The organism is Phytohabitans houttuyneae, assembly GCF_011764425.1.
GTDB classification, from domain to species: Bacteria; Actinomycetota; Actinomycetes; order Mycobacteriales; family Micromonosporaceae; genus Phytohabitans; species Phytohabitans houttuyneae.
Genome location: NZ_BLPF01000002.1, coordinates 913,814 through 939,835 on the forward strand (window position 1 = coordinate 913,814; position 26,022 = coordinate 939,835).

Here is a 26,022-nt window from a genome sequence, read left to right on the forward strand (position 1 = left end):
CGACTCTCAGGACGGGGCCGTGTAGCGGGTGACGATCGCGGCGGCGCGGTTGCGCAGGGAGTCGCGCAACGACTGTGGGGCAAGGGCTTCCGCGTTCGTGGCGAGCTGCCACAGTGCCCACTCGGCATGCCGCGCGTCCTGGAAGGTGACCTCCAGGCGCAGCCAGCCGTCCGCGTCGGTTTCCTCGGCGAGGACGGCGAGCGCGGTGCCCACCAGGTCCTCGCGCCGGGCCGGGTTTATCCGCACCAGCACGGTGAACGGGTCGCCGCCGGTGCGAAACCGCGTGCTGCGTTCCCGCCAGATCCGGTCCAGGTCGACGCGGTCCGGCCGCTGCGCGGGTTCGGCGAGTGCCTCGGCGGCCAGCACCCGCGAGAGCCGGTAGGTGCGGTCGGCGCCGGACCGCGTGGCCAGCAGGTAGCCCTGCTGGCGGACCGTGACCAGGCCGATCGGGTCCACCGTGCGCCACTTCGGGCTCTGGCCGACGGCGGCGTAGTGGATCCGCAGCTTGCGTCCGGCGAACACCGCCCGCCGCACCTCGGCCACCACCGCGGCGGGCACGTCCTCGGCGATCAGCCGGCGGGAGAGCAGGTCGGTCTCCGGGTCGATCAAGAGCCGCTGCGCCGCACCGGCCGCGGTGTCCCGATTGCCTTCGGGCAGCGCGTCGACCACCTTGAGCATGGCCGACGTGAGCGCCGAGCCGAGGCCGAACGCCTGCGCGCCGCGCCGCGACCCGGCGACCAGCAGGGCGAGCGCCTCGTCGTGGTTGAGCCCGGTGAGCTCGGTCTGGAAGCCGGGCGACAACGCGAAACCGCCGTGCCGGCCGCGCTCGGCGTAGACCGGGACGCCGGCCGCGGACAGCGCCTCGATGTCGCGCAGCACGGTGCGGGTGGACACCTCCAGCTCGCGGGCCAGCGTGGCCGCGGACAGCCGCCCGCGCCGGCGCAGCAGCAGCACCAGCGCGACCAACCGGTCGGCGCGCATCCGAAAACCTTACAGGAATACACGACACAGGATGTCGTGATTCGTTGGGAGGCTGTCAACCACGACGCCAGAGATGGCGACTACCGGATGGAGATGCTGTGACAGTCAAACGAGCGGCGGTCAACCCGTGGCCGTGGTCGTTGGAGCTTGGGTACAACCAGGGCGAGGTCGTCTCCGGGCACACCCGGACCCTGTTCTGCTCCGGGCAGACCGCGATGAGGGGCGACGGCAAGCCCGAGCACGCCGGTGACATGGCGGCGCAGCTGGCCCTCAGCCTGGACAACCTGGAGGCCACCCTCGGCGGAGGCGGCATGTCGCTGGCGGACCTCGTCCGGCTCAACGTGTACACCACAGACGTGGACCTGCTTTTCCAGCACTACGGTGTGCTTGCCGCGCGGTTGGGCGCCGCCGGGGTGGCACCGGCCACCACGATGCTCGGCGTGACCCGGCTGGCGATTCCGGTGCTGATGGTCGAGCTCGAGGGGACCGCGGTCGCGTGACCCGGCGCGGGCGGATCCTGACGATCGGCGTCTACGGCTTCGACCGCGAGTCATTCCTGCGACGGCTGGGGGACGCGGGCGCCGGCCTGCTGCTGGACGTGCGTCAGCGCCGCGGTGTCCGCGGGTCCGAGTACGCCTGGGCGAACTCACGCCGGCTGCAGGCCGCCCTCGCCGAAGCCGGTATCGCCTACGAGCACCACCCCGAGCTGGCACCGACGACCGAGCTGCGCCAGCTCCAGTACGCCGAGGACGACCGTCGCGGGGTCGGCAAGCGTTCCCGCCGCGAGCTCGCCGCCGAGTACGTCCGCCGCTACACCACGGAGATCCTCGACGGCGCCGACCTCGCACCGATCGTGTCGGCGCTGTCGGGCGGCCGGACCGCGGCGCTGCTCTGTGTCGAGCGCGATCCCGAGGCCTGCCACCGCTCGCTGATCGCGCAGCGGCTGGCCGACGAGCATCGGGTGGCGGTCGAACACCTGCGGCCGCTGTGACGCGCAGGGCCGGCAAGGAGCGTGCGACGCTAAGGGTGTGCCGATCGTCATCGAGCTCGATGTCGCGGCCCCGTGGCAGCCGCCGGCCTCGCCGGTGCGGCCGCGGCTGCGGCGGTGGCTCACCGTGCCGCTGGCGCTCGTCGCGGTCCTCGCGCTCGTCGGGGCTCGGCGCCGGGCCGGCCGCTCGCGCCGGCGTTCACGCTCGATGGCGCGGTCCTGGACTTCCTGGCCAGGGGCGACAGCCTCTACCTCGCGCGGTACGCCGAACCGCGCGGCACCCTCGTCGAGGCGTACCGCTTTCCGGGCGGGCAGCTGCGGTGGTCCTGGGTGTTGGAGCCCGGCGTCCGGCTGGTCCACGCCAGTGAGAGCCGCCTGACGGTGGCCGACGACGACGCGGCTGGCTCCGGTCCGGTGCTGGCCGGGCTCGACACCGAAAACGGGCTGGCCGTCTGGAGCCGCCCGGGGTACGAGCGCGTCGCCGTCACGGACGCGGTCGTGCTCGCCGCACCACCGCATGCGGGCAGCGGTGCCGTACCGGAGTTGGTGGCTTTCGCCAGCGACGACGGCGTCGTGCGGTGGTCGGCGCAGGTGCCGCCGGGCACGAGGGCCGGGGGCCCGCCGGACATCGGGTTCGCGCCGGTGGTCGGCTCCGGCGTCGCCGTCGTGCTGGCGGACGGGACGGTGCAGGTTCGCGATGTGGACTCGGGCGACCTGCGCTGGAACGTGAAGGTGGACGTCACCTGGCCGGTCCGCGGCCTTCTGGTGGTCGGCGACGTGGCCATCCTGTACCCCGTGCCGCAGCCGGAGCCCGCCGCGCCGGTGGCGGTCGACCTGGGGTCCGGCCGCGTGCTGTGGCGGGCCGAGCCGACCGCCCGGTTGGGTCCGTGCGCCGACGCGCTGTGCGACCTCGCCGGGTCCGGCACGCGAGCGGTGGATCCCCGCACCGGCCTGCACCTCTGGCGGCAGACCGACTGGCACCTCGCGGGCACCCTCGACGAGCGGCACATCGTCGTCACCGCCGGCGACCCGGTCGACGCCTCTACGGCCGCGCCGGCCGGGGTGCTGGACGCGCGGACAGGGCGCCGGGTCCGCGAGTTCGGCTCGTGGCGGGTGCTGGGCTCGGCCCCCGGGCTGGCCATCGTGCAGCATCTCCACAGCGACGGCACGAGCCTGATAGCCAAGGTGGATGTGGAAACCGGCTCCCGGACGGTGGTGGGCGTGTGGGAAAGCTGGCTGCCCGCACCGCGCTGCCGGTCGACGGCGGTGTTCGTCGCGTGTGCCGGTACCGCCCGGGTCGCGGTCTGGGCGCGCTAGCCCGCGACTGACGCGCCGCCCGCGACCTCCTAAAAGGGGTACCGATCCCGACATTGGGCATCACCGCGCTGGAGGTTCTGCGGGGCTGTGCACCTTTGGCGTCCCGGGGAACACCCGGCGCGAATGGTCACCAAGGTCGACTGTGCATCGGCAGCCGTCTAGGATAGTGAAGCAACACGAGCGGTGACCGGAAGGACGACGGGGCACGTGGCGCGGCGCACCTATGATCAGCAGTGCGCGTTGGCGTACGCCCTCGACGTGATCGGCGAGCGGTGGACTCTCCTGATCATCAGGGAGCTGCTGTCCGGTCCACAGCGCTATAGCGCGATGCTGGACGCCCTGCCGGGCATCGGGTCGAACCTGCTGGCCGAGAGGCTGGCCTTCCTGGTCGACCGCGGGCTTGTCGTGCAGAGCGAGCCCGGCCGTCGCACGAGCGGCTACGAGCTCACTGAGCTCGGCGGATCCCTGCGACCCGCCGTGCTCGACCTGGCCCGGTTCGGCCTCACCTACGCGGCGCGAGAGCGGCCGGCGCCGGGATCGGTCGTGACGGGCGCCTGGGCCAAGCTGGCGATCGAGGCCATGGTGGACGAGCGACGCGCCGCCGACCTGGCCGAGACGTACCAGTTCGAGGTCGACGACGAGGTCTTCCACGTCGCCGTCGACTTCGGGCGGGTCCGCACGCTGGCCGGTCCCGCCACGGACCCGACGCTGACCGTCCGCACCGACGCGACAAGCTTCTTCAAGCTCGGGTTGCGCCAGCTCGATCCGGTCGAGGCCCTCGTCACCGGCGCCGTCCAGGCCACCGGCTCGGGGCCTGCTGTGATGCGATGCCTGTGGCTGATCGGGCTGGCGAAGGACCCGCCCGCCGGGCTCGCGACGCCGGAGCGGGAGTCCCGGGCCGGCACCCATTCATGATGGAGGACGCACATGGCGGAGAAGTTCGCCGGCACGCTGGTTTGCGAGGGAGTCGGAGCGTGGACCTACGTTTCCGTGCCCGATGACGTGGTGTCCCGGCTCGGGGGCCAGTCCCGCATCCCGGTAACCGGGGCGGTCAACGGCGCGGCGTTCACCGGTTCGGTGATGTCCGGTCCGGGCGGCAGCCGGTACGTCGTGGTCAACCAGGCCGTCCGGGACGCCGCCGGGGTGACGGCGGGTGACAAGGTGCAGGTCACCCTCAGCAAGGACACCGCGGTACGGACGGTCGAGGTCCCCGACGACCTGGCCGCCGCGCTCGCCGACCATCCGCGCGCCCTGGAGTACTTCGACGGGCTCTCGTACTCCCGCAAGAAGGTGTACGTCGCCTGGATCACCGAGGCGAAGCGGGCGGAGACGCGGGAGGCGAGGATCTCCAAGGCCATCGACATGTTGACCGAGGGTCGGCCGCTCAAGGGCTGAGTTTCGGTCGGCGCCACCTTGCCCGCGGTGGTCAGCAAGGGAGAAGAAGCTTCGCAGGTCGACGCCTTCCTAGCATGACAGGACGACTTCCGGCACCTAGCCGCTCCATGTCCCGCATGTGCTGGTCGAACGATCTGGGAGGTCTGTCGTGTCCTTAGATTCCGTCGAGTCGACCGCCCCGAACCTGCCGCACGTCGACTCCTGGCCCGATTTCTCGGAGCTCAAGCCGGAGCAGGCGAAGGCGAAGTTCCCGCCGCTCAACATCAATCCCGCCCGGTCGATCGTGCAGGACCGGTGGGAACGGCTGGTCGCCGTCGCCGAGACGCCGCACGACATCCAACGGGTGTGGGAGGTCCTGACCGGGCCGGATCACGTCCGGCACTGGCTGGCGGTGGTCCGCGGCACGATCGCCGAGGTGGACGCCGAGTTCCACTACGACTTCGAGGACGGCGAGTTCTTCCACTGCCTGACCACCGAGGTGGAGCCCCCGCGCGGCGGCACGACCGCGTCGCTGTCGTACTTCTGGCGCTGGGTCGGCGTCGGGCCGGCCACTCGCGTGCGGTGGGACTTGGCCGCGACGGCGGACGGCACCACCCGGATCAGCGCCACCGAGGAGTCGTTCAACCCGCCGAACGACTGGCGCGGCTGGAACGGCAACGGCTGGCCCGGCATCCTCGACCAGCTCGCCGGCTACCTGCGCACCGGTACCACGTGGCGGTGGCCGTGGCGCCGGATGGGCCCTTACGTGCAGATCGAGCTCGAGTCGACGCCGTACGACGCGTGGGAAATGCTGTCCAAGCCGGAGTCGCTGCGCTACTGGCTTCAGCGCCGGTACGGCAGCTTCGCCACCGGTGACAAGCTCACCCTGATCATGGGTGACGCCAGCGGAATCGTGGAGATGGTCGTCCACCAGCACGTGGAGCCCAACCAGAAGTTCCCCTCCTTCCTGCCGTGGCTGGAGTTCGGGCTCAAGCGCGCCTCGTGGCCCGTGGAGCTGTCCGGAAAGCTCTACATCGAACACGCCGGGCTCAACCGCGCGTTGTTCCAGATCTTCGTCGACAACTGGGAGAACCTGCCGGCCGACATCCAGCTCGAGGAGCGCAAGATCATCGCTGGCTTCTTCCGGGACTCCATGGTTCGCGCGCAGCAGATGACCGGCCCCCGGCCGGCCCCGTCGCACCCGCACGGCTGGTCGTAGGCCGCCGCTGCACCGCCCGTACACCCTCGGACCGATCAGCCGGAACAGGTGACGCGCCATGACCATGTCCGACCAAGACCTCGCGACGACGCAGGACGTCCTGATCCGGCTGATGATGCCGGACGCCGTGCAGAACCCGTACCCCATCTACGCCGAACTGCTGGAGCACTCCCCGATCTACCGCAGCCAGTTCGGCGCCTACCTGGTGTGCCGGTACTCCGACGCCGAGTTCGTCCTCAAGCACCCGGAGCTGTTTCCGGGCGTGCACCCCGAGGCGATGGAACAGATGTTCCCGCAGGCGGCCGAGCACGAGGCGTACGAGGTGCTGGTGACCTCGCTGGTCGGCAGCAACCCGCCGAAGCACACCCGGCTGCGCCACCTGGTCGGCAACGGCTTCACCGCGCGGCGCGTGGCCGACCTGCGGGCGAGCATGGAGGCCTGGTCGGATCGGATGCTCGCCGAACTTGTCGAGCGGCTGCACGCGGGGGAGACGGTCGACCTGCACAATTCGGTGTCGTTGCCCATGCCGATGCACATGATCTCGGACCTGCTCGGCGTGCCGGAGAGCGACCGGCGCCAGCTCGCCAGGCAGGTCCCGGAGATGATGAACGTGGTCGACCCGGCGGCCTCGCCGGAGGCGGTGCTGGCCGCCGACGCGGCCTTCCAGGACCTCGGCGGTTACTTCGACGGGTTGATCGAGGAACGTCGCCGCGCGCCGCGTGACGACCTGGTCTCCGCGCTGGTCTCCGCGCGTGACGAGGGCAGCGATCGGTTGACCGACGCGGAGCTGCGCAACCTGCTGTTCAGCCTGTGGGCGGCCGGGTTCGAGACCACCGCCACGGCGATCGACAACGCCGTCCTGCTGCTGCTGGAGGAGCCGAGCCGGGCCGCCTGGCTGGACACCGCGGAGCGGACGGCGGCCTTCGTCGACGAGACGCTGCGGTACGAGCCGTCGGTGCAGGTGGCGCCGGGTATCCGGTTCGCGGCCGAGGCGGTGGAGCTCAGCGGGTACGAACTGCCCGAGGGCGCGCAGGTGCGGCTGATGCTCGGCGCGGCCAGCCGGGACCCGGCCGCCTACCGTGATCCGGACGTCTTCGACCCGGGCCGCACGGGTCCGCATCCGCTGAGCTTCGGTTCGGGCATCCACTACTGCCTCGGCGCCGGCCTGGCCCGGCTCGAGATGGGGGTGCTCCTGCCGCGGCTGTACAAGGCGGCGCCCAATCTGGCCCTGGCCGGTCCGCCGGTCCGCCGCCGCTCGGTTCCGCTACGCGATTTCAACTCGCTTCCGGTCACGCTCGCGGGTTGATTGACTACTACTAATGCTCCAGTTTCATATATCAACCTGCTAGGGTGTCGTCATGGCTGATGCGATAAATGCGCAGGGCTTACGCAAGAAACTGGGGAAGACAGAGGCCCTTCGAGATCTTTCTATCAACGCCCGAGAAGGTTCCATCGTCGGACTGCTAGGTCCAAATGGAGCGGGCAAGACGACGTCGGTGCGCCTTCTCGCCACGTTGCTTCGTCCGGACGCCGGCCAGGTGTCGATCTGCGGGGTCGACGCGCTGGCGCAGCCCCGCCGCGTGCGCGGGATGATCGGGCTCACCGGCCAGTTCGCCGCCGTGGATCCGGTGCTCACCGGGCGGGAAAACCTTGAGCTGGTCGCCCAGCTTTACCGGATGGGCCGGGCCGCGGCCAAGCAGCGGTCGACCGAGACCCTGGAGCGGTTCGGGCTGGGCGAGGTCGCCGGCAACCAGGTGAAGACCTACTCCGGCGGAATGCGTCGCAGGCTGGATCTGGCGGCCAGCGTCCTCATCCGACCGCGCGTGCTTTTCCTCGACGAGCCCACGACCGGGCTCGACCTCGAATCCCGTCGCGAATTGTGGAAAGAGATCCGGGAGCTGGTCGCCGCCGGCACCACGGTTCTGCTCACCACTCAGTACCTGGACGAGGCCGACACTCTCGCGGACTCGATAACGGTTCTCGACAATGGTCAGACGGTGGCACAGGGCACGCCCGGCGAGATCAAGGCTCGGGTGGGCGGGGATCGCGTGGAGTTCACCCTCGCCGACCCGGCCGCGCTCGACCGCGCGGAGGCCATCCTCCGCGACCATGCCGGCGCCGACGGCGAGCTCAGCGTCGACCGGACGCTGGCGCAGGTGACCGCCCGGCTCAAGGGCGACATCACCGCGGTCGCACCGATGCTGCTGGCCCTGCGGGAGGGCGGGATCGACATCGTGACCCACGTGGTGCGTCAGCCGACCCTGGATGACGCGTTTCTCGCCCTGACCGGGTCACGGATCAAGGCCTCCGGCGCCGGATCCAACGGATCCGGCCCGCAGCAGGGTGCCGAGACCGGCGCCGGGTCGAAAGGATCCAAGCGGTGAGCTCACAACAGACCATGACCGCCGCCGACCGGTCGCAGCCGCTGGAGTCGCCGGCGGAGGCCCGCAGCGGCCTGCTCTGGTACGTCAACGACGCCCGGCTGCTGGCCGGACGCAGCCTGCGACACGTCCGGCGGCGCCCGGACCAGCTGATGGCCGCCGTCCTTCAGCCGATCATGTTCTTCATCCTGTTCACGTACATCTTCGGCGGCGCCATCGAGGTGCCCGGCGGCGACTACAAGCAGTTCGTCCTCCCCGGAGTGTTCGGGCAGATCGTCGTCTTCGGCGGGATCGCCGGCATGTGCGTGGGCATCGCCGAGGACCTGCGCAACGGCATGATGGACCGCTTCCGGTCCCTGCCCATGGGCAGCTCCGCGGTGCTGCTGGGGCGCACCGTCTCCGAGACGGCGCGCAACCTCGTGGCGGTCGTGGTGACCGGCGCGGTGGCCTACATCTTCGGATTCCGGTTCCAGGGCACCATCGTCGAGACTCTGGCCGGCATCGGCATCCTGCTGCTGTTCGGCTTCGCCCTCGCCTGGGTGCTGGCCATCGTCGGCGTCACCGCGAGCAGCGCGGAGGCCGCGCAGTCGACCGCCATGCCGTGGGCGTTCCTGTTCGGGTTCGTCAGCTCGGCGTTCGTGCCGTCCGAGTCCATGCCGGGCTGGCTGCGCCCGTTCGCGGACAACAGCCCGGTGACGGTGACGATCAACTCGGCGCGGGCGTGGTTCAACGGCGAGTCGCCCGGCTCGGACGCGACACAGTCGATCCTGTGGTCGATCGGGCTGCTGATCGTCTTCGTGCCGGTCTCGACGATTCTGTTCAAGCGGGCGACGTCCAAGTCCTGAGAGCAGCAGCGAGCATCCGCGAGGAAGGGGTGGACGATGGAGGTGATCGGGGTCGGCTTCGGCCGGACCGGGACCGCGTCGCTCAAGAAGGCGCTGGAGATCCTGGGCTTCGGCCCGACCTACCACACTCGTGAGATCTTCCGTGACCCCCGCAGGCTCGCCGACTGGGACGCGGCCGTTTCCGGCGCGGAGATGGACTGGGACAAGGTCTTCGACGGCTATCGATCCACTGTGGACTGGCCGGCGGCCGCCTTCTGGCGCGAGCTGATCGAAAAGTACCCGGAGGCACGGGTCATACTGACCGTCCGGGAGCCGCGGGCGTGGCACAGGTCCTGCATGCGGACCATCTTCATGGTGTACCGCAGGGATCTGCCCAGTCGGATCGCCGTGAGCCTGATGCGGATACCGCTGATGATGGCCAACCGCCAGCTGCGCAACTTCAACCCCGTCTTCGACGGTGTCTTCCGTCGCCACTTCGGCTCCGGGCCGATCGATGACGAGGACTACGCGGCCGAGGTCTTCGACCGGCATGTCCGGGAGGTCAAGCAGACGGTGCCCGCGGACCGCCTGTTGGTTTATCGAGTCGAGGAAGGATGGCCGCCATTGTGTAAGTTCCTTGGGGTCGGCGTGACCTTCGAGCCGTTCCCACACGACAACGATCAGCGTGCCTTCGACAAGACGGTAAAGGGTTTCGTCGCACAGGGGCTCGGCCGACTGGCCACTGAGCCGTTCCGTGCCGCTGGCCGGCTGCTGAGGGGCCGCAGCGCGTCGGCGAAGCAGACCTCCAGCGAAACACCGTAGATAGGTACGTCTGTCGGTACCCGTGCCGCCCGCGGCGGTGCGGTGCTGAAGTGTGGGAGGACGAGGGATGCAGGACCTGTTGGCCTACGCGGATCGGGTCTGGCGGGGCGAGGACACGCTCGCGGCGTACTTCTCGGGCGAACTTCGCAAGGACGGCCTCTCGCAGCTCACCGAGCAGGTGTGGATGTGGCCGGCGACGGGCAACGTCTACGTGTTCCCACCTCCGAGGGCATCGTGCTGTTCGACACCGGCGATCGCTACTCGTCCGACAAGCTGCTTGCCGCCGTGCGCGCCGTGTCCCCGGCGCCGGTCGTCTCGGCCATCTACTCTCACGGGCACATCGACCACGTGTTCGGTGTCGGCCCGTTCGACGCCGAGGCGGCGCAGCGGTCCGTCGTCCCGGTGTCCGTGGTCGCGCACGAGGCGGTTCCCCGCCGGTTCGACCGGTACCGGCTGACGGCGGGCTACAACGCTCTGGTCAACCAGCGCCAGTTCCGGGCGCCGGGCCTGGTCTGGCCGACCGTGTTCCGCCAGCCCGACCGCACGTACAGGGACCGGCTGCAGCTCGACATCGGCGGGCTGGGCCTGCAGTTGCGGCACGGTCGGGGCGAAACCGACGACGCGACCGTCGCGTGGCTGCCGGAGCACCGGATCCTGTGCTGCGGCGACTTCTACGCGTGGAACGCACCGAACGCGGGAAACCCACAGAAGGTTCAGCGGTACGTCGCCGAGTGGGCCGGGATGCTGGAGTGGATGGCCGGCCTCGGCGCGGAAATGCTGCTGCCCGGGCACGGCGTGCCCATCGTGGGTGCCGAGCGGATCTCGATGACGTTGCTGGGCGCGGCGGAGATACTCACCGTGCTGCACGACGCGGTGCTGGAGCGGATGAACGCCGGCGCGACGCTGGACGAGATCCTGCACGCCGACCTGCTCCCGCCGCGGGTGAAGGAGCTGCTCCGCCGCCCGTACCTGCGGCCGAGCTACGACGAGCCCGAGTTCATCGTCCGCAACGTCTGGCGGATGTACGGCGGCTGGTACGACGGGGATCCGTCCTCGGTCAAGCCCGCACCGCGCGCCGACCTCGCCACCGAGATCGCCGACCTCGCCGGCGGCAGCCGACGGCTCGCGGCCCGCGCCCTGGCGTTGGCGGACGAGGGACGGTTGCCGCTCGCCGGTCACCTGGCCGAGCTGGCGGCCCTGAGCGCGCCCGAGGACAGCGAGGTACACGACGCCCGATCGCGGGTCTTCGGACAGTTGGAAAAGGGGGCGCCGTCCTTCATGGCCCGCGGCATCTACGCCTGGGCGGCGGCTGAGTCGCGCGCGAAGGCGGACGGCTCGGACCCCTGGTCCACAATGCGCGGCGGCCGTTGGGTGCCCTGATACCGAAGCCATAAACAACACGGCTGGAGGTCCGATGACAGCGGACCTCCAGCCGTGTGACGTGCGGGCCTCAGCTCTTCGATTCCTCGACGATCATGACGCCATTTCCGTCCGGATCGCTGATCTGGAAGAATGCGCCCCACGGGGCGTCGAAGGGCGGCGACGCGTCGATTCCCTTTTCGGTCAGCTCGACATGCATCGCCTTCGCGTCCGCACAGGCGACCGACATATGTTGCGCGCCGGGTTTGAGCCCGCCGACCTGCCAGGTGGCCAGGACGATCGTCGTGCCACCGCCGGGCGCGGCCAGCTGGATCCAGCGCAGCCCCGGCTCCGGCGGCATCTCCTCGGGCCCCATCTCATGATCATTGATGACGCCGAATCCCAGCTTCTCGTAGAATTCCTTGGCGCGATCTTGATCTGTTACCGGAACCGTGATGAGCGTGATGTGGCTGATCCCCATGGAATCTCCAGTCCTCAAATAGAGAACGCCGTTTCTATCGCCGCAGAGCCTACCCCATCCGGCCAGATGGCGCAGGCAAGAGCGGGCTCATTCACCGGGCGAACTCCCGATGCCGAGGACCAATAAGATGATCAGCCCTTGCTGGCTCCGACCATTTCCCGACGCAACGTCGTCGCGGCGTTACCCTCACGCATGTCGCACACCCGAACGAGGGTGTCGTATGCCACCAGGGCGCCCCGGACGACCTCGTTGTAGAGCTCCTGCGCGCTCACGCCGAGGTCGCGCATCGGCTGCATGAACATCAGGAAGAACGACCGGAAGTCGTACTTCTCGAGGATCTCCTGGCCGAAGGGCTCCATGCGCTGGAGCAGCTGGACCCTCACCCGGAGCTTGCGCAGCGCGGCGATACGGGCCTGCGCCATCCCCGCAAAGCCACCCTCGCCGAGCTGGCGCAGCCGGTTTTCGTAGCAGTCGTCGCGGCCGTTCGCCAGCGCGACAGCCGCGTAACCCTGCAGGTTCTCGTACTCCTCGATGGCGCGGTCGATGTGCGCGACGGTGCCGGCCAGCGCGGCGAACGTCGCGTCATACGTGCCCCGCACCTCGCTCATCTTCGCCGCCACCGCCGTGCGGTCGAACTCACCGCTCGCCGACACCGCGCCGGCGGATGCCTCCACGACACAGCGCACGGTGTCGTCGAGGCTTGCCAAGGCCTCCATACAGTCGCGTACCGTGCGCAACGTTTCGCCGGTGGCGACGGCGTCGGAGACCAGGCCAACGGCGATCTCGGCCGCCTCTGCTGCTGCGTAGTCGGTGGGGGGGCATTCATTGTGCAAACCCAAGACGCCCACTGCATTCTCCAATCCTAGTGACGGAGCATCGGATTTGACGGTATGCGTGTAGCCCATCCGATACTTCTCATGGGTTGCGCGCTCGCCATGTTCAGCGACCTCGGCACGTGCCGGAAATGCCGCAAGGCGTAAGAAGCCGCAGGGTGCCGCGCGATGAATACTTTGGATATCACCGGCATCGATGATCGGATGGCATCAATGGAGACCCAGGCAGGCGCCACCGACGGGACACGGCCAGCGCCGGAAATCGGCAAGGTCTTCGATCGGGCCGCACCGCGGTACGAGCAGGCCGGCGTCCAGTTCTACGCACCGCTCGGCGAGCGGCTCGTGGCGGGCTTGGGCCTGCGGCCCGGGCAGCGGGTGCTCGACCTTGGCTGTGGCCGCGGCGCCTGCACGCACCCGGCGGCCGTTGCCGTCGGCTCGACGGGTTCGGTCACCGGTCTGGACGCCTCGACCGAGATGCTCGCCGCGGCCAGACGGGAGGCGGCCAGGATCGGGTTGGAGAACGTCTCCTTTGTGGAGGGTGACGCGGCCGCACCGCGGTTCCCGGCCCGATGGTTCGACGCGATCGTGGCCGGCTTGGTCATTTTCATGCTGCCGGATCCGGCCGCCGCGCTTCGCGCGATCCATGACCTGCTCCGGCCCGGCGGTGTTTTCGGCATGAGCACCTTCGGCGTCGACGACCCCAAGTTCTTCGAGGTGACGGCCGCGGTGCTGCCCTATCTGGACGGGCCGATGCCCCCGGTGCCGGGCCGGCAGGGCGGGGCGCTGCGGACCATGGACGGCGTGGCGGACCTCGTCCGGGCGGCCGGGTTCGACCAAGTGCGCGTCGCCGACGAGCACCTCGATGTCGCCTTCGACGGTCCACATCAGTGGTGGGACTGGCTGTGGCAGACCGGAGGCCGGGTGGTGCTGGAACGGATCGCCGACGAGCGCCTGCCGGAAGCGCGGGCGGCGGCGTTCGAACGCATGGAAAAGGTGCGCGCCGAGCGCGGACGGTTCGTCATCCATTGGAACGTGTGGAACACGTACGGCACACGCGGCGGCGGCGAATAGGGGTCGGCCATGGAATCCACACCTCCGGCGCTGGCCGGTCTTCCCGTTCTCGGCAACACGATGGCGTTCTTCCGCGACCCGGTGGCGCTGGTCCGCACCGGCAATCGCGTGCACGGTCCGGTCTTCTCGCTCAAGTTGGGGCCGAAGCGCGCCGCGGTGGTGGTCGGTCCACAGGAGAGCCGCGATGTCATCGCGCTTCCGGAGTCGACGCTCGCCGTGCGGCCGGTGTACCAGTGGGTCAAGCCGATGTTCGGCGACGTGATGCAGGCCGCCGAGTACGAGCGCTATGTGGCCCAGCGAACCGCTCTGCTACCCGCGTTCCAGGGCCGCAACTACACCGCGTACGTCGAGTCGATGGCGGCCGAGATCGACGAGTGGCTGGGAAAGCTGGGCACGGAAGGCACGATCGACGCCGCCCGCGACATCGAGGCGCTCTCGTTCCGTATCGCCCTGCGGCTGTTCCTGGGCGCCGACTTCCGTAACCGCAACGGCGCCGAGTTCCACGCGCTGTTCCTGGACGTCGCGGCCGGGATGGAGTTGTTCCTGCCGGCGAACCTGCCGATACCCCGACTGATCCGCCGGGACCGGGCGAGGCGCAAGCTCTTCGCTCTGCTGAAGCCGCACCTCGACGCGGTCCGGTCCGACCCGGACCGGGAGCGGTACGGGTTCCTGGCACACGTGGTCGCCGGCGTGGACCAGGACGGCCACCGCTTCGACGACGACACGATCATGGGCCTGATCCTCATCCTGGTCTACGCGGCGTACGAGACCACCGCCGCGCAACTCGCCTGGACGCTGATCCTGCTGCTCCAGAACCCCGAGCATCTGAAGTTGGTCGAAGCGGAGATCGACGGGGTCGTGGGCACCGACCGCCAGGTACCGGACCTCGCGGCCCTGCGACGCCTCGACTACCTGTACCGGTGCCAGTTGGAGGCGCACAGGCTGCGGCCGGTCACCACGATGCTGACGCGGGAGACGATGACACCGTTCGAGGTGGGGGGCTGGACGGTGCCGGCTGGCTGGCAGACCATGTTCTGCCCGCCGGTGACCCACCGGGTGCCGGAGCTCTACCCTGAGCCCGACCTGTTCGATCCGGACCGCTTCACGGGCTCGCGCGATCCCGGTGGCCGCGCCGCCGGCGGGCTGCTCAACCTCGGCGGCGGGGGCACGGCTGCCTTGGCGGACGCTTCGCCGAGCTGGAGATGAAGGCCGTCACGGCGATGCTGTTGCGGTCGTACACGCTCGAGCTGGTGCACCCCGATCCGCCGGCCGCCAAGGGATTGGGGCTGGCCCGGCCGGCGAGCCCGTGTCCGCTGCGGTACAAGGCCCGCGGCGCGGCGCGGTAGCGGCACCCGCCGGGTGGCCGGCGGGGCGCACGGTACCGCGGTGTCAGGCGGCGAGCCTCGGGCCGAACAGCGGCAGCCCCGCCACGATCGGCGGTTCGGTGCCGGTGCTGGTCGCCAACGTCACGTGTACGGGGCCGGCGGTCCGACCCGCGCGGACGGCGACGGCCGTGTCCGCGGCGCCCACCCACTGCTGCCCGTCGAGGTCGCCGGCGAGCACCTCGACGACGGTCGTGGTGGTGGGGTGGCCGGCGGCCAACAGGTGGTACGTCCCGTCCGGCACCACGTCGATGCGGAAGTCCCCCGAACCGTCCGCGCCGGTGCAGGCGATAGGCGGGCCGATGGCGAGCGGGCCGGGGAACAGCCCGATCATGACCACGAGATCCGGTCGCCACGGAAGGTGCACGGTGCCCACCACGGACCCGCCGTTCCGGGAGGACACATGCGGCATGCGGGTGAGCAGATCGGTCACCGCCTGCTCGCCGAGCTGGCCGCCGAGCCGGCGAAGCTCCCGCGGCCCGACGCCGACCTGCTGCGCGAACTGGGTGGTGAAGGTGCCGAGGCTGCTGTAGCCCACGCTGGTGCAGATGTCGGTGACGCTGATCGGGCTGGACACGATCAGCCGCTTGGCCTCGGCCATCCGCAGCGCGGCCAGGAACCGGCCGGGTGGCGTGCCCGTGACGAGCCGGAAGACCCGGCTGAAGTGGAACGGGCTCATGTACGCCACCTGGGCCAGCTCTTTGAGCGTGAGCGGCTCGGTGAGCCGCTGGCGCATCACGGTCACGACGTGCGCGATGGCGTCCCTGTGCTGTTCGACGGCCGCTGGCGAGTGCCGCCGGCCGAGCGCCTGGGAGCTCATCGCGGACCCGATCGCGCCGTCCGATGGGCGTGATCCTCGGCGAGGGCGAGCGCGGCGGTCCAGGCCGCCGCGAAGCGGTGCCGTAGCCCGCGTGCCTGAAGGTCGCCCAGACCCAGCTCGGACCAGCCGGTGTGGCTGATGGCGAGCCGGCTTCCCTGTTCGGTCTCGGTGGCCAGCACCTCGCACCTGGTCACGGCGGTGGCCTGTGGCACGGCCACGGCGAAGGTGAGGGACTTGTCCGGGATCAGCTTCCAGTCACGGATGGCGAACCGGCGGGGACCGTCAGAGTCGACCACGAAGAACCAGCGCGGCTTTCCGCTCTCGGCAGCCACCGGCAGCCAGTCGGTGATCGAGCCGTCCCGCAACGGCCGCCAGGTCCCGGCCGGCAGGTCGGCGCCGCCGTCGATGACCTCGCGCCAGCGGTACCGCGCGGACTCGCCGGTCGTCAGGTGGGTGGCGAGCCGGTTCAGGAAGTCCAGCCAACCCGCCCGCAGCTGGGCCGTCTCCGACGGCGGCCGTCCGGGACAGCTGTCGTCGACCGTCACCGTGCTGTGTCCGTCCTCTGTGGACAGCGACCAGCGGACCTCGGAGGCCGGTCCCACGCCGAGAAACCGCCACTCGAACGCGATGCGGTCCTCGGCCCGCACGTCATGAACCACCACGTCGAAGAAATCACCATCGCCGAAGTCGAGCACCACATTGTGTCCGGGCGTCATCCGTGCGTTCAGGCTGCCGAGCCACTGCGCGACGCGGTCGGGCTCGGTGAGCGCGGACCATACCTCCCGGGGCGGAAGCGGCACAGTGCAGCTCACACGCACCCAGTCGCTCGGCAGCGCCACATAGTCACCGGACATGGCAGGAACTCCTTATTCAAAGACCGGTCGAGTACGCCGGATCTGGTATTGGTAACGAAGGATCGGTTCCGCGGCGGGCAGAGGTCCCGGGGAAACGCCGGACAGGACCACGCAGTCGACCCGGTCACCGGCCACCGCCGCGCGCAGCAGCAGCGGCGCGCCGGCCGGGCTCGCGGTCCCCGCAGGCCTGGCCTCGCGGGCGGCGGTCAGGCGGTCGAGGGCGGCGTCTGGCACGGCCGCGGCCGCGACGATGCGTGCCAGCTTGTCCAGCCGCGCCTGGTCGAAGTTGGCGCCGGGTTGTACGACGTATGCGGTGTCGATCCCGGGTATCCCTTCGGGCCGTCCGGACCAGCGGCCTTCGGCGCCGCGCACCTCGGCGGCGATCACAAGCGAGCCAGGCACGGGCGCCCCGCCGTTGGTCTTCGCGGCGGTCAGCGCGCCGAGCAACTCTACCGTGGCGGCGACGCCGGTCGTGACAGGGATGGGCACCATGCCCATGAGGCGTGCCGCGGCGCGCACGCCGCGGGCGATCCCGGCGCCCGACCACAGCGACCACTCCGCGGTGCACCAACGCACGGCGGGGTGGGCGGCGGCAAGCCTTCCCATCTCACGGCGCAGCGACTCGTTGGCCAGTGCGTAGCCGTACAGGCCGGGGTGGGCGCCGCGGGCGGTGACCGAGCCGAACGCGAGCACTGCCCGCAGGTGGCGATGGTCCACAGCGGACAGTACGGACTGGAGCGTGCCCACCTTGGCCGCGCCCATGGCGCTTATCTCCTCGACGGTGAGCTTCCGGCCCGTCCCGCCGACGACACGCCCCGCGCAGTGCACGAGGGCGCGTGGCGCCAGCCCGGCGAGGCACCGCCGGGCCGCCTCGCGGTCGGTGAGGTCGACCTGCACGACCTGCGCCTCCGGCGCCAGCCGCCGCAGCATGGACACGTACCGCTGCGTGTCGATCGGCGCCTCCGCCTCCGCGCGGACGTCGACGACGACCGGCACCGCTCCGGCCGCGGCGAGCGCGACCGCCACGCGGATGCCGAGCCCGCCCAGCCCGCCGGTCACGACGACGGCCTGGCCGGCGAGGTCCGGCGCGCCGGCCGGCAGCGGGATCGGCCGCCACCCATCGGTGGTGACCGTGCCGTCGCCGTGCACGGCGAGGTCGTCGACCGCGTACGGCGGCGCACCGAGCAGTCCGGTGGCCGTGGCCAACGCGGCCGGTGTCGGGTCGGCGAGTTCGATGACGGTCGCCACCGTCTTTGACTGCTCGGCCGCGAGGCCACGCAGCAGGGTGCCGCCGCCCGCGCCACTGTGCACCAGAACGACATGGCGCGCGCCGGGGCCGGCCGACATCGCGGCCAGCAGCGTGGGAAGCGCCTCGTCCGACAAGGAGGTGCCCAGGGCCACCACGTCCACGGTCGGACCGTCGACGCCCGGCGACGCGGCGCGCAGGTGCCGGACGAACGGGTGGTCGTCGGAGCCGACGACCCGCCAGCGGACCGGCCGCGACGACACCCGCACCGGGACCCGCACGGGAACGAGCGCGCGCAACGTGATGCGGGTAGATGCCATCAGTCCCCCTCACGCTCCGTTACTTCAAAAAGGTATACCTAGTGGGTTGGCCCGGCAAAGGAATCGGCGAGGGTCTTTGCGCGGATGGCGGAGCCGTACCTATGCGGATGGCCGGGAAAGGTGCGCAGTGGCCGCGGCGGCTTTGAGGAGCATGGGACGGGCGGCGGCCTGGAAGTCCACCTCCGGGTCCAGCTCGCGGACGGTGTGTTCGATCACGAGCAGTGACATCAGCGGGAACACGAACTCCGAAGCGGCGTACAGGCCGTAGTCGCGCTGGAGTGTGAACAGGTCCGTGCCGAACCGCATGAGCTCGAAGTCCTTGGCCGGCACGCCGGAGTTTCGGTGCACGAGCTCCGCCACACTCGCGACGAAACCGGCCACGTCGGCGTCCGGGGCGAGCCGCACGGCGCTCTCCACCACCACCTCGCCACAGCGCGGGCCACGTCCCAAGGCGAGCCCGAGGAAGAACTCCGCGAACTGGCGGCGAACCGTCGGGTTCAACCGCACACTGAACCCGGCATCGAGAATCACCACCCGGGGACCGCGGAGATAGACGTTTCCGGGGTGGAGGTCGCAGTGGACGAAGCCGTCGAGGAACAGCATCTGATAGACCGCGCTGAGCATGCGCAGTGCCAACTGTGGACGGCGGGCCGCGGAAATCGTCGACACCGGCGCCGCGGCCAGGTCCGGGATGTACTCCATGACGAGGCACTGCGGCCGGCACAGCTCGGTCACCGGCTCCGGCACCCAGACGTACTCGGCGTCGTCGAAGTTGCGGACCAGCGTCGCCAGGTTGTCCCGCTCGGCGGCGAAGTCGAGCTGGCCGAGGATCGCCGTGCAGATGAAGCCGGTGAGTTCGCCGACCGGTACGCCACGCGCAGGCGGGAGCCGCTCGGCGAACTTGCCAAGGCCGTGCAGGATCGCCAGGTCCAGCGTCATGCGGCGGCGGATGTCGGGTCTTCGCAGCTTGACGGCGACCAGCCGCCCGTCGGTGAGCGTGGCCCGGTACACCCCGGCGACACTGCCGCTGGCGACCGGCTCGGGTTCGACCTCGGCGAAGATCCGGTGCAGCTCCGGACCGTACACGTCAGCCAGCGCCGCGCTCGCCTGGCGTCGCGTCATCGGCCGGACGCGGTCGTGCAACTGGCCGAGCTCGTCACACAGCAGCGGCGGCAGGATGTCCCGCCTGGTGCCGATGATCTGGCCGAACTTGACGAACGCGGGACCCAGGCGCTCGACCTGACGGACGAGCCGGCGGTAGAAGAAGCCGGCCGCGGCCGTGCGGCCTCGCACGATCCGCAGCACCGTCGCAGCGACCGCCGAGGGAGCAGGAACACCGCACAGCTCAACGCGATGGTCCCCGCTCGGACAGCCATCGCGAGCCGCGACGGCCGCGCCTCCAGGTCGGCGCGGCCGGTCTGACCGCCGTCGGGTCGGATGGTCTCTCCGGGCATGAGCACCTCCGGATCGGCGAGCCGCAAACGCAAGCTGGGCTGGCGGGCCAGGGCTCTTTCGGCACCTAGCCCGCCAGCCGGTCGACTGCGATGTCAGAAGGCTTCCTGCGGCAGGTATCCGCCCATCCGGAACCGCAGGCTGGTGACGTACGCCACCGGCTCGCCCTTGGGGTTTTTCATGTCGTGCAGCGGCAGCATCCGGTAGATCTGGCCCTTGCCGGGTGAGCCCGCCGGAGGAATCTGGCGGACGTCGTCGATCGTGAGGATGATCGGCTCACGGTTGATCAGCTTCAGGCCCAGCTTGGGCATGTCGAAGATCGCGCCGACCGCCATCCGGCAGGCCTTGGCCGAGGGGCCCTCGCCCGCGTACGGGTCGAACGGCGTACGGATCTGGCCGGTCGACAGGCAGTCGGGGTTCAGCGTGACCGTGATCTTGCCGAGCTCCTCGCACTCACCGGTCATCTTCATCTCGATGAGGTTCGTGTAGACCTCGGCGGACGCCCACTCCGAGGACGTCGGCTCCGAGCGGACGACCCGGACGTACCCGTCGAACTCAACGGTGTATTCGCCCACGCCGGGAACGGCGAAGGTGTCCACTGAGCTGATACCGAGGTTGTCGATGCCGGGCTCCGGCGGGGTCCAGGGCACCACGGTCGTGCCCTCGTAAAGGTTGGGCACGCCGTCGGTGTTGACCGGCCGTCCGTAGACGACAGACGGCTGCGTACTGGTGGTCATGGCAGTCCTTTCCGAGTCGCCGCAAAGCGGTCAGGCCATCAGGGTGGTGTGGTCGCAGCAGGTCAGGCCAGTGCGGTCGGCCACGCCGTCCTGGTCCATGTCGATCTCGCCGTCAACGGTCGAGTAGACGTCCCGGGAGTTGAGGTCGATGGCGCCGTCGTTGTCCCAGTCGTTGAGCTTGCCCTTGAACGTGCCGAGGATGAACGCGTTGGTCATGTGGCCGATCTCGGGGTCGTGCAGAGTGGACAGCACGCCGTTGCCCGGCAGCAGAACCTCGTCCATGGTCTTGCCGGCGATCCGGGCGAGGTTGACGTAGCCCCAGCCCTGGAAGCGGCCGCGCACGTAGCGGATGGCCGCCTCTTCGCGGATCTGGAACTTCGGCTCCAGGTGCCAGGTGCCGTAGCGGGCGAAGCCGATCGAGGCCTGGCGGGTGCCCTCGCTCGGGTCGTCGGCGTGGCCGGACTTGAAGAACGTCCGGGGCACGAGGGACTCGAAGAAGAAGTTGCCGCGGTCGCGACGGGTCCGGTCGGTGAAGCCGCGGAACAGGTAGTTGTCGCAGTGGGGCGAACCGTCGGCGTGCAGGCCCGAGATGGTCTTCGCGATGACCAGTTGCTTCTCCCGCGTCTCGACGTTCGGGCACGCGTGCGCCTGGCCGTAGATGCGCGCGAGGCCCTGCGGCGCCAGCGAGATCTTGCCCCAGTGCTGGTTGGAGTCGTCCAGGCGGACGTACAGGTCGCAGTGGATCAGAAGGTAGATCGTCTCGTCGAAGGTCCGGCCCGGCGTGAACTTGCCGGAGCGTCCGTCGAATGCCGGGTCGCCGGTCTGCAGCTCGCTGCGGAACAGCGTGGACCACTCGGCGATCTCCGGGTCGGCATCCTTGCTGAACCGGGTGAGCGTCGCCAACGCGTGGGGGCCACCGAGCTTTTCGATCGCCCACAGCGCGTCCCACCGCAGCTCGCGGTTGGCGTCGTGCAGGACGGCCTGCTCCAGCAGCTCGATCGCGTCGGGCAAGTCCCGGTCTGCGTACTCGAACAGCGCCTGCTCGCGCATGGCGGCGTCCGGGTGCGACAGCGCCTGCTCGCGCAGCTCCTGGTTGGTCCGGTTGTCGAGCCGGATCGCCGCGCGGTTGAGCGCGTACCCGAAGTCACTGGCCCATGCCGCCGGGTCTCCCGCCACGAACCGTGGGTCCACAGAGGACAGAGTGGTCCGGTAGGCGAAGTTCAGGGCGTCGCGCTGATCGACGTTCAGGTCGTCGACCAGGACGGGTGCCGCCTCGGACGGTACTGCCTCTTCCCACGCACCAGGATCAGTCCGGGCAAGTGCTGCCGGTGACTTGTTGCATAGATCGATTGCCATCGCGGGATATCCTTTCCCGTTTGGGTTCCGATAACCAACGTGATGAAACTATGGGAGTCTGGCGGGGATTACTTCTTGTGGATTGTCAAGCCATCACTCGGTAGCGCCGCCGCGTGAATCGCCGGACGGTGATCGAATACGCCATCCGCCGGATCCGCGGCCAGGCGGCACGCAACCTCGTGATGGATCTCGAAAGCGCCGGCTACAAGGTCAAATACGTCACGCGGGACGGTGCCGGGGCGCGCTCGTCTGCTCGGCGGCCGTCATGGCGGCGACAAGGTCGTCGCGGGCGCGGGCGACGCGGGAGCGGATGGTGCCGGTGGGACAGTCGCAGACCTGCGCGGCCTCGGCGTAGGACAGGCCGACGATCTGGGTGGCGACGAACGCCTCGCGCCGCTCGGGTGGCAGATCGTCCAGCAGCCGGCGCAGCACCACCCGGTCCTCCACGGCGTGGCGGTCGCTGCCGCGGGAGTCTGCGGTGACCTGCCAGTCTTCCAAGCTCGCGGGCTGGGCGCGGGTGGCCGCCGCGCGGTGGTGGTCGAGGACGACGCGGCGGGCGATGGCGTAGAGCCAGGTGGTCGCGGAGGAGCGGCCGGCGAACCGGGGCAGGCTGCGCAGCGCCCGCGCGTACGTCTCCTGCGTCAGGTCGTCGGCTTCGCGACGACCGGCGAGGTGGGCGACGAACCGCCAGATCTGCTGCTGGGTGTCGCGGACGAACGCGGCGGCAGCGGCGTGATCGCCTCGCCCGGCGGCCAGCGCCAGGCGGGTCGTCGCGCGCTCCTGGCCCACGTCCGGTCCTCCCACCGAGAATATACAGCTATCTATGGACCACGGCAGCGTGCCGCGGCCGGCGAAAACGCCGGCCGCGGCACGCCGATACCGGTGCGGGTGGTCAGGCGATCCGGTTGGCGGTCCAGCGCTGCGACGGCTCGGCGGTCGAGCAGTTGAGCAGCTTCAGCGGGGCGCCGGCGTAGGTCGCGTCGGAGCCCACGCACAGGCTGGCGGAGCCGGCCGGCCGGACCTGGTACGTCACGCCGGACTGGACCGCGAACGTCCACTGCTGGGACTGCGTGCCGGTGCAGGTCTGCTGCACCACGAGCGCGCCCGCCACCGCGGCCCCACCCTCGACGGCGACGCACTTGAGGCTGTGCCGGCTGGTCAACAGGTAGGCGCCGCTGACGGTCGTGTCCACCCGCCACTGCTCGTTGAGCTTTCCGGTGCCGGGCCAGTTGACGAGGCTGGCGCCGTCGTTCTCGCGGAAGTCGTACAGGTCCATGGCCATGTTGGCGCCGTTGCCGTCCACCAGGTCGCTGGTGAACATCAACACCGCGCCCGACTCGACCGCGCCGGCCGGTGCGGTCCCGCTGCCCGTGGTGACGGTCAGCGGAGGCGACTGCGCCGAGGTGCGGACGGCCCCGCCGACCGTCACGCGGTGCCGGACGGTGTACGTGGCCGTGCTGCCCGGGATCAGCCCGGTCACCCGGACCGCGGGCCGCCAGGCCGGGACCGTCGCGATCACCACACCGTCACTGAGCAGCTGGAAGTCCTCGGTGAAGCCGCCACCCCGAGGCGCGATGCTCGGCAGGAAGGACAGCGCGACCGAGGTGCCCTCCACGTCGGTGGCGCGCAGGTTCTGCGGTGCCAGCGGCGGGATCGTGGTCATCGGCGGCACGGAGGCGCCGGGCTGCAGGTACAGGCTGTGCAGGGCGGCGTTGAAGTGGGTCGGCAGGTACGGGCCCTGCGGGTTGACCGCGAAGTAGTCGTCCCGGTTGCAGTCCAGCAGCCGCACGGCCAGCGGGTCGGGGCAGGCGGTCGGGGTGTCGACCTGGCACAGCGTCTCGTTCGCGTCGCTGCAGTGCCCGCCCTGGACGAAGTTCGGCGCACCCGGCAGCACGCCGCCGAGCGCATGGGCGAACTCGTGGGTCACGGTGTGCCCGTTGAGGCAGGCCGGCTCGAACGTCGCCCAGATCGCCCGCTGGTTGTACAGGTTGTCGGTGCTCGGCCTGCTGTCGTTGCCCACGCTGTCGTTGTCCACGCCGGCACAGCCGCGGAAGTTCTCCGACACCACCATGTAGATGCGGTTGCCGCTGGCGTACCCGAGCGAGCGGAGCGTCTCCTTCCACACGCCGACGTTGGTCTGGCCGGTCGGGACCTGCACCTGCTGGATGGTGATGTGGCAGTCCCCGTACCGGGTCTTCGTGGTGTGGTAGCGCAGCCGCCGCTCGGCGCCGTCGCGACGCGCGCTGTCGTTCACGTTCTGCTCGACCACCCACGCCGCGGCCCGGATGTCCGCCTCCCGCTCGGCAAACCGGCTGGTGCCCGGCTCGTAGGTGTACAGCCACTGGATCCGGTGCCCGCTGGTGCCGTCGTCGACGCACGTCACGGGCGGTGCGCCGGCCTTTCCGCCCGGTGCGGCGGTGGCCGGTGACCCGACACCACCCACTGTGGACACGACCGCTGCCAGGCTGGCGGCAGCCGTCACCAGCGCCGCCAACAGGCGGCGCGGACTGTTGTTCCGCATTCAGTTCTCCCCGTGTGTCGGTTGCAAGGCAGGAGCACTCAGGCGAACGCACCGTAGGACGGCCCTCCTGCGTTTCGGTGACTTCGCACTGACGCGGGTCATCCCTCCGGGAACCAGACCGCCTCCGCTTCCGACTACCTCTCCGGGCACCGTCCGGACCGCCTGACCACCTACTTTGGAGGACTCCTTGTCGACCACCACGAGCCCGGAGACGCTGCCCACGCTCGCCGGTCCGCCGCGCGCCAGACCGCAGGCGAGGCCGCGGTCGATCGGGCCGCTGGTGCTGCGCCTGCACTTCTACGCCGGCATCCTCGTCGCACCCTTCCTGGTGGTCGCCGCGCTCACCGGCCTGGCGTTCGTGTTCACCCCCCAGCTGGACCGCCTCGTCTACGCCCACGAGCTCCGCGTAGACATCGGCGCCCAGCCGGCCCGCCCGCTCGGTGAGCAGGTGGCCGCCGCACGGACCGCGCACCCGGACGGCACCTTCGCCGCGGTGATCCCGCCGGTCGAGGCGACGGACACCACCAGGGTCGTCTTCGACATGCCCGACCTGGGGAGAAGCAGCACACCGTCTACGTCGACCCGTACACCAACGAGGTGCGCGGCACCCTCACCACCTGGTACGGGGAGACGCCGCTGCAGACGTGGCTGGACGACCTGCATCGCAACCTGCAGCTCGGCGACGTCGGCCGGCACTACTCCGAGCTCGCGGCGAGCTGGCTGTGGCTCGTCGTCCTGGGTGGACTGTTCCTGTGGCTGCGTCGACAGTGGACCGGACGGCGCAAACTGCGCCGCACGGTGCTGCCCGACCTCGCGGCGAAGGTGGGTGTGCGCCGCACGCGCGGCTGGCACGCCGCCACCGGTGTGTGGCTCGCCGTCGGCCTGCTCGCCCTTTCCGCCACCGGGCTGACCTGGTCGCGGTACGCGGGCGGCAACTTCGACATCCTGCAGGACGGGTTCAACGCGCACAGCCCCACGCTGGACACCGCGCTGGCCGGCGCGAGCACGGGCGGCGCCAGCACCGAGGGCGGTGGCCATCACGAGGGCGGTGTTACGAGCGGCAACGGTGTCTACAACGTGTCCGATGTGGACCGGGTGACGCTGGTCGCGCGTGCGGCGGGCGTCGGCGGAAAAGTGGAGGTCACCCCGCCCTCCGAGGCCGGTACCGCGTGGACGGTGAACCAGGACGACCCGGCCTGGCCGTACGGTTGGGACCGCGTCGCCGTCGACCCCGCCACCGGCACGGTGGTGGCCAAGAGCGAGTTCGCCGATTGGCCGTTGCTGGCACAGCTGTCCAAGCTGGGCGTCGCGTTCCACATGGGGTTCCTGTTCGGGATCGTCAACCAGGTCCTGCTCGTCGCTCTCGCCACCGGCCTGCTCTGCGTCATCGTCTGGGGGTACCGGATGTGGTGGCAGCGCCGCCCCACCCGCACCGACCGTGCCGCGCCGCTCGGTGCGCCGCCGGCCCGCGGCGCCTGGCGCGAGGCGCACCCGGCCGCGGTGGCGGTGCTGCTGCTCGTGGCCGTCGCGGTCGGCTGGGCGCTGCCGCTGCTCGGCCTCACGCTCGCCGCTTTCCTGGTGCTGGACCTGATCCTCGGCGGTGTACGCCGCGGGCGCGCCCGCCGGGCGGTCACCGCACCGGACTGAAGATCCTCCCGCGACTGTCGGGTTCTTGTCCTCGTCC

At 70.3% G+C, this 26,022-nt stretch carries 25 protein-coding genes and 1 pseudogene; 15 read left to right on the forward strand and 11 right to left on the reverse strand.

Translation table 11 applies throughout. From position 1 onward, the window contains the following. Positions 1-6 precede the first annotated feature (6 nt). A complete protein-coding gene (locus Phou_RS27560; RefSeq protein ID WP_173060831.1) occupies positions 7-981 on the reverse strand; it encodes a helix-turn-helix transcriptional regulator in 975 nt (324 codons plus the stop codon). 98 nt (positions 982-1,079) lie between these two features. Here Phou_RS27560 and Phou_RS27565 point away from each other — a divergent pair, with 98 nt between their 5' ends. The 11 genes from Phou_RS27565 (at position 1,080) to Phou_RS27615 (ending at position 11,286) form a co-directional block, all read left to right on the forward strand. After that, positions 1,080-1,481, forward strand: coding sequence for a RidA family protein (locus Phou_RS27565; protein WP_173060835.1), 402 nt, complete (start codon positions 1,080-1,082; stop codon positions 1,479-1,481). Continuing rightward, positions 1,478-1,972 carry a DUF488 domain-containing protein gene (locus tag Phou_RS27570; RefSeq protein WP_173060838.1) on the forward strand — a complete coding sequence of 165 codons (495 nt, stop codon included), beginning with the start codon at positions 1,478-1,480 and terminating at the stop codon, positions 1,970-1,972. Before Phou_RS27565 ends, Phou_RS27570 begins: the two co-directional genes overlap by 4 nt. A gap of 72 nt (positions 1,973-2,044) precedes the next feature. Next, on the forward strand, positions 2,045-3,286 hold the full coding sequence (locus Phou_RS27575) for an outer membrane protein assembly factor BamB family protein (protein WP_173060841.1): 1,242 nt from the start codon (positions 2,045-2,047) through the stop codon (positions 3,284-3,286). Between the two features lie 183 nt (positions 3,287-3,469). Continuing rightward, positions 3,470-4,201, forward strand: a complete 732-nt coding sequence (locus Phou_RS27580) for a winged helix-turn-helix transcriptional regulator (protein WP_246273897.1) — start codon at positions 3,470-3,472, stop codon at positions 4,199-4,201. A gap of 12 nt (positions 4,202-4,213) precedes the next feature. Continuing rightward, positions 4,214-4,681 (forward strand): YdeI/OmpD-associated family protein, encoded by a 468-nt coding sequence (locus Phou_RS27585; protein ID WP_173060844.1) that lies wholly within the window; start codon positions 4,214-4,216, stop codon positions 4,679-4,681. Positions 4,682-4,829: 148 nt separating this feature from the next. Further along, the gene (locus Phou_RS27590; protein ID WP_173060847.1) at positions 4,830-5,879 is read left to right on the forward strand and encodes an SRPBCC family protein; all 1,050 of its coding nucleotides are present in this window, start codon (positions 4,830-4,832) and stop codon (positions 5,877-5,879) included. A 58-nt stretch (positions 5,880-5,937) separates the two neighbouring features. Further along, positions 5,938-7,185, forward strand: coding sequence for a cytochrome P450 (locus tag Phou_RS27595; RefSeq protein ID WP_173060850.1), 1,248 nt, complete (start codon positions 5,938-5,940; stop codon positions 7,183-7,185). A 52-nt stretch (positions 7,186-7,237) separates the two neighbouring features. Next, the gene (locus Phou_RS27600; RefSeq protein ID WP_173060854.1) at positions 7,238-8,263 is read left to right on the forward strand and encodes an ATP-binding cassette domain-containing protein; all 1,026 of its coding nucleotides are present in this window, start codon (positions 7,238-7,240) and stop codon (positions 8,261-8,263) included. After that, positions 8,260-9,105, forward strand: coding sequence for an ABC transporter permease (locus Phou_RS27605; protein ID WP_173060857.1), 846 nt, complete (start codon positions 8,260-8,262; stop codon positions 9,103-9,105). Before Phou_RS27600 ends, Phou_RS27605 begins: the two co-directional genes overlap by 4 nt. 36 nt (positions 9,106-9,141) lie before the next feature. After that, complete coding sequence (locus Phou_RS27610) at positions 9,142-9,906, forward strand: sulfotransferase family protein (RefSeq protein ID WP_173060860.1); 765 nt, start codon at positions 9,142-9,144, stop codon at positions 9,904-9,906. A gap of 180 nt (positions 9,907-10,086) precedes the next feature. Next, positions 10,087-11,286 carry an alkyl sulfatase dimerization domain-containing protein gene (locus tag Phou_RS27615; RefSeq protein WP_218579219.1) on the forward strand — a complete coding sequence of 400 codons (1,200 nt, stop codon included), beginning with the start codon at positions 10,087-10,089 and terminating at the stop codon, positions 11,284-11,286. A gap of 70 nt (positions 11,287-11,356) precedes the next feature. On the opposite strand, the gene Phou_RS27620 is transcribed toward Phou_RS27615, so the two are convergent. After that, positions 11,357-11,746 (reverse strand): VOC family protein, encoded by a 390-nt coding sequence (locus Phou_RS27620; protein ID WP_173060863.1) that lies wholly within the window; start codon positions 11,744-11,746, stop codon positions 11,357-11,359. A 131-nt stretch (positions 11,747-11,877) separates the two neighbouring features. Beyond that, positions 11,878-12,651 (reverse strand): hypothetical protein, encoded by a 774-nt coding sequence (locus tag Phou_RS27625; protein WP_173060867.1) that lies wholly within the window; start codon positions 12,649-12,651, stop codon positions 11,878-11,880. Positions 12,652-12,747: 96 nt separating this feature from the next. Between Phou_RS27625 and Phou_RS27630 the strand changes: the two genes are divergently transcribed. The 3 genes from Phou_RS27630 to Phou_RS54555 are packed head-to-tail and all read left to right on the forward strand — an operon-like array spanning position 12,748 to position 14,996. Beyond that, positions 12,748-13,650, forward strand: a complete 903-nt coding sequence (locus Phou_RS27630) for a class I SAM-dependent methyltransferase (protein WP_173060869.1) — start codon at positions 12,748-12,750, stop codon at positions 13,648-13,650. Between the two features lie 9 nt (positions 13,651-13,659). Continuing rightward, the gene (locus tag Phou_RS27635; RefSeq protein WP_173060872.1) at positions 13,660-14,856 is read left to right on the forward strand and encodes a cytochrome P450; all 1,197 of its coding nucleotides are present in this window, start codon (positions 13,660-13,662) and stop codon (positions 14,854-14,856) included. Next, on the forward strand, positions 14,853-14,996 hold the full coding sequence (locus Phou_RS54555) for a hypothetical protein (protein WP_173060875.1): 144 nt from the start codon (positions 14,853-14,855) through the stop codon (positions 14,994-14,996). Before Phou_RS27635 ends, Phou_RS54555 begins: the two co-directional genes overlap by 4 nt. Positions 14,997-15,039: 43 nt before the next feature. On the opposite strand, the gene Phou_RS27645 is transcribed toward Phou_RS54555, so the two are convergent. The 8 genes from Phou_RS27645 to Phou_RS27680 form a co-directional block, all read right to left on the reverse strand. Continuing rightward, positions 15,040-15,852, reverse strand: coding sequence for a helix-turn-helix domain-containing protein (locus Phou_RS27645; protein ID WP_173060878.1), 813 nt, complete (start codon positions 15,850-15,852; stop codon positions 15,040-15,042). Continuing rightward, positions 15,849-16,706, reverse strand: coding sequence for an SRPBCC domain-containing protein (locus Phou_RS27650; RefSeq protein WP_173060881.1), 858 nt, complete (start codon positions 16,704-16,706; stop codon positions 15,849-15,851). Before Phou_RS27650 ends, Phou_RS27645 begins: the two co-directional genes overlap by 4 nt. A 12-nt stretch (positions 16,707-16,718) precedes the next feature. Beyond that, positions 16,719-18,272 carry an SDR family NAD(P)-dependent oxidoreductase gene (locus tag Phou_RS27655; protein WP_173060884.1) on the reverse strand — a complete coding sequence of 518 codons (1,554 nt, stop codon included), beginning with the start codon at positions 18,270-18,272 and terminating at the stop codon, positions 16,719-16,721. A 99-nt stretch (positions 18,273-18,371) separates the two neighbouring features. Next, on the reverse strand, positions 18,372-19,565 hold the full coding sequence (locus tag Phou_RS27660; protein ID WP_218579220.1) for an ABC1 kinase family protein: 1,194 nt from the start codon (positions 19,563-19,565) through the stop codon (positions 18,372-18,374). A gap of 254 nt (positions 19,566-19,819) precedes the next feature. Beyond that, positions 19,820-20,461, reverse strand: coding sequence for a DUF6073 family protein (locus Phou_RS27665; RefSeq protein ID WP_173060887.1), 642 nt, complete (start codon positions 20,459-20,461; stop codon positions 19,820-19,822). 30 nt (positions 20,462-20,491) lie between these two features. Further along, positions 20,492-21,817, reverse strand: a complete 1,326-nt coding sequence (locus Phou_RS27670; RefSeq protein WP_173060891.1) for a HEAT repeat domain-containing protein — start codon at positions 21,815-21,817, stop codon at positions 20,492-20,494. A gap of 219 nt (positions 21,818-22,036) precedes the next feature. Beyond that, the gene (locus Phou_RS27675; protein WP_173060894.1) at positions 22,037-22,606 is read right to left on the reverse strand and encodes a sigma-70 family RNA polymerase sigma factor; all 570 of its coding nucleotides are present in this window, start codon (positions 22,604-22,606) and stop codon (positions 22,037-22,039) included. 103 nt (positions 22,607-22,709) lie between these two features. Continuing rightward, on the reverse strand, positions 22,710-24,338 hold the full coding sequence (locus Phou_RS27680) for an RICIN domain-containing protein (RefSeq protein WP_173060897.1): 1,629 nt from the start codon (positions 24,336-24,338) through the stop codon (positions 22,710-22,712). A gap of 328 nt (positions 24,339-24,666) precedes the next feature. Here Phou_RS27680 and Phou_RS27685 point away from each other — a divergent pair. After that, a pseudogene (locus tag Phou_RS27685) lies at positions 24,667-25,985 on the forward strand (PepSY-associated TM helix domain-containing protein). Positions 25,986-26,022: the final 37 nt, after the last annotated feature.

Bases quoted from the DNA above. Each gene is read 5' to 3' on its own strand.
- Phou_RS27560 (WP_173060831.1), bottom strand. From the start codon at position 981: ATGCGCGCCGACCGGTTGGTCGCGCTGGTGCTGCTGCTGCGCCGGCGC.
- Phou_RS27585 (WP_173060844.1), top strand. From the start codon at position 4,214: ATGGCGGAGAAGTTCGCCGGCACGCTGGTTTGCGAGGGAGTCGGAGCG.
- Phou_RS27595 (WP_173060850.1), top strand. From the start codon at position 5,938: ATGACCATGTCCGACCAAGACCTCGCGACGACGCAGGACGTCCTGATC.
- Phou_RS27600 (WP_173060854.1), top strand. From the start codon at position 7,238: ATGGCTGATGCGATAAATGCGCAGGGCTTACGCAAGAAACTGGGGAAG.
- Phou_RS27610 (WP_173060860.1), top strand. From the start codon at position 9,142: ATGGAGGTGATCGGGGTCGGCTTCGGCCGGACCGGGACCGCGTCGCTC.
- Phou_RS27620 (WP_173060863.1), bottom strand. From the start codon at position 11,746: ATGGGGATCAGCCACATCACGCTCATCACGGTTCCGGTAACAGATCAA.
- Phou_RS27625 (WP_173060867.1), bottom strand. From the start codon at position 12,651: ATGGGCTACACGCATACCGTCAAATCCGATGCTCCGTCACTAGGATTG.
- Phou_RS27630 (WP_173060869.1), top strand. From the start codon at position 12,748: ATGAATACTTTGGATATCACCGGCATCGATGATCGGATGGCATCAATG.
- Phou_RS27635 (WP_173060872.1), top strand. From the start codon at position 13,660: ATGGAATCCACACCTCCGGCGCTGGCCGGTCTTCCCGTTCTCGGCAAC.
- Phou_RS54555 (WP_173060875.1), top strand. From the start codon at position 14,853: ATGAAGGCCGTCACGGCGATGCTGTTGCGGTCGTACACGCTCGAGCTG.
- Phou_RS27645 (WP_173060878.1), bottom strand. From the start codon at position 15,852: ATGAGCTCCCAGGCGCTCGGCCGGCGGCACTCGCCAGCGGCCGTCGAA.
- Phou_RS27650 (WP_173060881.1), bottom strand. From the start codon at position 16,706: ATGTCCGGTGACTATGTGGCGCTGCCGAGCGACTGGGTGCGTGTGAGC.
- Phou_RS27655 (WP_173060884.1), bottom strand. From the start codon at position 18,272: ATGGCATCTACCCGCATCACGTTGCGCGCGCTCGTTCCCGTGCGGGTC.
- Phou_RS27665 (WP_173060887.1), bottom strand. From the start codon at position 20,461: ATGACCACCAGTACGCAGCCGTCTGTCGTCTACGGACGGCCGGTCAAC.
- Phou_RS27670 (WP_173060891.1), bottom strand. From the start codon at position 21,817: ATGGCAATCGATCTATGCAACAAGTCACCGGCAGCACTTGCCCGGACT.
- Phou_RS27680 (WP_173060897.1), bottom strand. From the start codon at position 24,338: ATGCGGAACAACAGTCCGCGCCGCCTGTTGGCGGCGCTGGTGACGGCT.